This is a genomic window from Elioraea rosea (assembly GCF_007644105.1).
GTDB lineage: Bacteria > Pseudomonadota > Alphaproteobacteria > Acetobacterales > Acetobacteraceae > Elioraea_A > Elioraea_A rosea.
The window spans coordinates 1-2,564 of sequence record NZ_VFAC01000084.1; the positions used below are offsets into that span (position 1 = coordinate 1).

General features: G+C 75.1%; 2 protein-coding genes and 1 pseudogene. All 3 read right to left on the minus strand.

Features of this window, described 5'->3' with window-relative positions; genetic code table 11:
• The coding region (locus FIF60_RS21365) for a hypothetical protein (RefSeq protein ID WP_204251281.1) at positions 1-753 on the minus strand (753 nt) is incomplete at its 3' end.
• Positions 750-1,979, minus strand: coding sequence for a hypothetical protein (locus tag FIF60_RS21370; RefSeq protein ID WP_144300308.1), 1,230 nt, complete (start codon positions 1,977-1,979; stop codon positions 750-752). The genes FIF60_RS21365 and FIF60_RS21370, both read right to left, overlap by 4 nt.
• A gap of 12 nt (positions 1,980-1,991) precedes the next feature.
• Positions 1,992-2,564, minus strand: a pseudogene (locus tag FIF60_RS21375) (hypothetical protein); the annotation flags it as partial.

Consider the following 2,564-nt stretch of genomic DNA (forward strand, 5'->3'; position numbering starts at 1 on the left):
CGGCGGCGGCGGGGGCGGCGGCTCGGGTGGGAGCTCGCGGATCGGGCATTCCGCCTGGCGAAGCCCGAGCTCGCCCTGCAGCCGGCCGAGCTCGGCCGCGAGCTCGCCTTCGCGGCGTTCGCCGGCGAGTGCGCCCTCGATCGCGGCGAGGCTTCCGGGTGCGACCCGGCAGGTCGGCATCGGCGGCACGGCGATCCAGCCCCACCAGGGAAGCAGCGCCCAGGCAAGCAGGGCGAAGAGGGCGAGCGCGCCAAGCGAGGCCGCCACCGGCCCGGTGGGAAAGCCCGACGGCGGCACGCCGGCGATGCCGTCATCGAGCGCGGCGATCAGCCCGCGCGGCGCGGCGCCGGCCGCCGAGCTTCCCCACGCGGCGAGCACGGGGCGACCGTCGATCGCCGAGGCAGCGTCCCACGACGGGATCTCCCGAGCCGCGGCGACGAGGGGGACGAGCGCACCGCCCTCCCGCTCCGCCGCGCGGCGGAGCTCGGAGAAGGCCTGGCCGAGCGAGGCGCGGAGCTCGCCGCGCTCCTCCGCGGAGAGCTCGGTGTAGCGGCGGAGCTCGCCGCCCTCTGCGTACCAGGCGGTGGCGTCGCCGTCGGCCTGGGCTTCGGCGAACAGGCCCGCCCATTCCTTGCCGAGCGCGCGCGTGGCGAGCGACGAGAGCGCCTCGCGGGCGCGCGCCTCGTCCCAGCCCGAGGGCAAGAGCGGGGAGAGCGCGGCGCGGCGTTCGCGGAGGAGGAGGTGGCGCGTCATGGCACGCTGAACTCGCCGACGCGCACGGTCTGCCCGACCGCTGCGTTTCCGCGAAGTACCTGGTCAGGCTGGCCGGGGCGGCGGATGGTCACGCGGAACGGAGAGGTCGCGGGGCCGCCCGAGGCGCGCGAGTAGTTCGTCACCTCGATCCTGTACCGGCCGTTGGCCGGCGTGGACGGCCAGGTGACGTTCTCGACCGGGCGGTTCGAGACGGCCCTCGGTCCGCCCTCGACGTTCATGTCAACGTCCAGTTCTGCCCCGCAAGCCCTTCGATTTTCGAAATAGATTCTCTGCCCGTCTGGGCAGACGATGGCGAGGTCGAGATCGTTGCGGTCGTCCCAGGCGAGGATCACCTGTACCTGGCCCTCGCGGCCGCCTTCGCGCCTCGCACGCTCCGCGTCCTCGTTGCGCGGCGGGGGCGGCGGCGCCTCGGCCTGCCGGCGTACCGGCGGGCAGGCAAGCCGCGCATCGCCGAGCGCGCGGCGGGCACGGGCAAGATCCTCCTGCAGATGCACGAACCGATCCGCGCCCTCGCGCTGCTCCTCGAGAAGGGCGATGCCTGCCGGCTCGACAGAGCAGCCGGGCGGGGCCATGGCGAACCAGCCGAACGGGTTGCGCCAGAACAGCAGAAGAAGCAGCAGGAGGAGCAGCGCAAGAAGCGAGGCGAGAAGAAGCCAGGGCCAGGCGCGGGCTGCGGCGGCCTCGGTTCTGCGCGGGAACAGGATGGGCCTTCGCAGCGGCGGAAGGTCTGCGGGCTTGTCGAGCAGCTCGGGGCCGACCGAACGGCCCCCCGCTTCGTGCCCCCAGGCGACAAGCACGGGCCGGCCATTCCGAACGCGGATGTAGGAGGGGTCGGGTACCCGCATGGCAAGGGAGAGAAGCTCGCCGAGAAGCTTGTCTCCCTCGCGCGGGCTCGCCTTCAGCGCCGTCGCCTCGGCGGAGATGTCGGCAAACAGCGAGGCGAGGCGTGCCTCTGCCTCTGCCCGCGCGCCCGGCTCGAGCGAGGCGAGCGGCACGGCATCGCCTTCGCCCGGGGCGTACCAGTCGATGATGCCGCGGGCGGCATCGGCCGTCGGCTCGGCGAACAGGGCGGCATGGTCCGGCCCGCGGGCGCGCCGCAGATGCGCAGCGATCTGCCAGGCCGCGCCCGTCACGCCCTGGCCGCCGACGGCGAGCGGGCGGAGCCCCGCTGCCTCCGTCGTCGCGATCAGGCTTGTCTCGGCCATCGGTGCGGCGCGTCAGTTCTGCTGCGGCGCGGGTTCGGGCGCCTTCGGTTCGCCTTCGGGCTCCTCGCTCGTGCCACCAGCCGCTGCGCCCTGCTCGCTTCCGCCGGAGGCGGGCGCCGCGCCTGCGGGAGCCTGGCCTTGGGGCGGCTGGCCCTGGGGAGGCTGGCCTTCCGCCGGAGGCGCGAACGGGGCGAGTGGCCCCGCGGGACGGCAGATCTCGCCCTGCAGCGCCGCGCGGGCCGCCTCGATCTCCCGCTCGAGCCGGGCGTTGGCCGCCCTCTGCCGCTCGATCGCCGCGCGCGTCTCCGCCTCGTTCACGAGGCCTGCCTGGAGCTCGACGCCTGCGAACTGGGATGAGCACATCCTGAGCCCGAGCCACACGCCGAGCAGAAGGAACAGCAGCGCGATGACGAGCGCGGCGGGCACGAGCCACCACCAGGCCGGGCGCCCGGCAGGCGCGGCCCGCGACACGGGAGGCGGCGGAGGTAGCGGCGGTGCGGAGGAGGTCGGTGCCGCACGTGCGGGCGAAGGTGTCGCCGCGGCACCTGGCGCGGCCCCGGCCGAGGGGGGTGCAGCGGCGGCTGC

Coding starts and splice junctions, on each gene's coding strand:
- FIF60_RS21370 (WP_144300308.1), bottom strand. CDS start 1,979: ATGGCCGAGACAAGCCTGATCGCGACGACGGAGGCAGCGGGGCTCCGC.